The sequence below is a fragment of the Streptomyces sp. genome (genome assembly GCF_036566765.1).
Classification (GTDB): Bacteria; Actinomycetota; Actinomycetes; order Streptomycetales; family Streptomycetaceae; genus Streptomyces.
In genome coordinates this window covers 1-2161 of sequence record NZ_DATCVQ010000412.1, presented here as the reverse complement: position 1 = coordinate 2161, position 2161 = coordinate 1, and the positions used below count along the sequence as shown (strand labels likewise).

Sequence of the window (2161 nt, the reverse complement as noted above, 5' to 3'; positions counted from 1 at the left end):
GCCGGGTAGTCCTCGGTGTAGGAGTCGCCGGCGGTTCCGTAGTAGGTGCAGGTGCGGGCCGTGGTGTCGACGTCGTACCAGACGATGCCCGCGTCCCAGCAGCTGCGGACGAACTCGGGGAACGACGTCTCCCCGGCCTGGTCCGCACGCAGGGCCGCGACCAGAGCTGCCCGGTCGAAGGCGGGGGCCGGCGCGAAGCCGGTGATCAGGGGTTCGCCCTGGACCACGACGTCGCCGTGTTCGGTCAGGTAGAGGAACGCGTTGGCCGGGACGGCCATGCGGCAACGGGTCACGCCGGCCTGTCGCAGGCTCTCGGCCAGGTAGGGGAAGCCTCCGGCCTTGGGGCGGACGGCGGCGCCGCGCTCCATGGCGGACTGCAGGCGGCTGATCGCATCGGTGGTGGTCATGGTGTCTCCCTGGTGATCCGGTGGGGGTGCGTGGCTCGATCGGAGCGCACGCCGGATATGACATGATGGTGACATAATGACAACACGTTGTCGAATGTGGGGAAGGGAACCGGAGCAATGGCGGAGGAACTGGCCCTTCTCGTGGCCGACGTGTTCGAGGCCGCAGGCGCACTGCGCCGCGCGGGCGAGGCGCTGGCGGCGGCGGAAGGGCAGACGCAGGCCCGCTGGCAGCTGATGAGCGTGGTGAGCGAGGACTCCCTGCCCGTGGCGCGGGCCGCGCGCCGGCTCGGGGTCGCCCGGCAGGGCGTGCAGCGCATCGCCAACGAACTCGTCCGCGACGGCCTCGCGGAGTTCCAGGACAACCCTGACCACCGCACCTCACCCTTGCTTGCTCTGACCCCCACCGGCCGGCGGGCGCTGGAGGCGATCACCGTCCGCGCCGAGGCCGCGCACCGGGCGATGGGGGAGGGGATCACCCAGGCCGACCTCGCGGCCGTACGGGCGCTGCTTCGACGGTTGACGAGACAGACGGATCAGTGGGCCGAGACCGACACCCAGGCCGGAGCCGAGGGCGCGAACCGCGGCGCCCGTTCCCGCGCCACGACCGGCCGCGCTCCGAAGGATGAGCACTGAGCAGCGACTGCGCAGCGGCGAGCGTCCCGGTACAGGAACTCCGGGCCGCGCTGACCGCACTGGTGGGCCCGTTCGCGCCGAGCAACAGCGCGCCTACCTCAAGAGCGACCTGCGCCACCTCGGGATCGGCGTACCGACCTGCGGCGCTGTGTCACCCGCAGCCGTCGCAGGCTCGGCGTACTCCCGGCCCACGAGGTCACCGCCCTCGCCCGCGGTCCCCGGTCCCCGCGTGAAAGCGGCGCTACACCCGTGTACGAATACCGCCGGGCGGCGGTCGAGACGCCGGTCCAGTACACGGGAGCACTCCACGCCGCGGACCCGAAGGACGTCGAGGCCCTGCTGCGCGAGCGCCGGACCTGGGCGCTGATGGATCCGCTCGGTGACGGGACGACGTCGTTCCGCCTGTTCGCCGACATCCGCACCGCGACCAACGGCCCGTCGGGCACCGAGCGATGCGGCCGCGTGGCGATTGTCGTGGCTCGCGGAGGTTGAGCAGGGACGGTGCGCGTGAGCTGCACATTGCTCACTTCGGCGACCAGGTGGTTCGCCGCGGTCGATCTGCGTACCAGCCAGGTATTGAGCGATTGACGCGCACTGTCCTGGTACCTGACCTGCGGGTTTCCCGATTGGAGGCGATGAGCGTGATCTCGCTGAGGCGCGGAACCTCACCGCTGCCTGCGGCGGCGTCGCCCGCCGATCTTGGGCGGCGTAGCGTGGAGACAGGAGCCCCCACCTTTGGAGGAGGCGGCAGCCATGCCCGAGGCACCGGGGATCGGACACCTCACGCTGACCGTCGGCGACGTCAAACGGAGTGCGGAGTTCTACAACCGGCTGTTCGATACACAGACCATGATGGCCATCGAGGACGAGTTCGGGCCCTTCGTGGCCTGTGCCGGGCCCTCCTTCGTCGTCGGCTTCCGGACCCACGCGGCCACGAGCACGGCGGATTCCTTCGACCCCGCGCGGGTCGGCCTGGACCACGTCGCCTTCCACGTCGGCGACCGGGGCGAGCTGGAGACCTGGGAATCGCGCCTGGACGAAGAGGAGATCTCCCACTCCGGAATCGTCGAGGACCCCGGCGGCCTGCACCTGAATTTCAAGGACCCGGACGGCATCGCCCT

At 70.7% G+C, this 2161-nt stretch carries 4 protein-coding genes; 3 read left to right on the top strand and 1 reads right to left on the bottom strand.

Going from position 1 to position 2161, the window contains the following annotated elements; all coding sequences use genetic code 11:
• Nucleotides 1-407: DUF1398 family protein (locus tag VIU94_RS23925; RefSeq protein ID WP_331913951.1), on the bottom strand; the 407-nt coding region annotated here is incomplete at its 3' end.
• A gap of 117 nt (nt 408-524) precedes the next feature.
• Here VIU94_RS23925 and VIU94_RS23920 point away from each other — a divergent pair.
• The 3 genes from VIU94_RS23920 to VIU94_RS23910 all read left to right on the top strand — a co-directional run.
• Nucleotides 525-1040 carry a MarR family winged helix-turn-helix transcriptional regulator gene (locus VIU94_RS23920; RefSeq protein ID WP_331913949.1) on the top strand — a complete coding sequence of 172 codons (516 nt, stop codon included), beginning with the start codon at nt 525-527 and terminating at the stop codon, nt 1038-1040.
• A gap of 249 nt (nt 1041-1289) precedes the next feature.
• Nucleotides 1290-1532, top strand: coding sequence for a hypothetical protein (locus tag VIU94_RS23915; protein WP_331913947.1), 243 nt, complete (start codon nt 1290-1292; stop codon nt 1530-1532).
• 261 nt (nt 1533-1793) lie between these two features.
• Nucleotides 1794-2161: VOC family protein (locus VIU94_RS23910; protein ID WP_331913945.1), on the top strand; the 368-nt coding region annotated here is incomplete at its 3' end.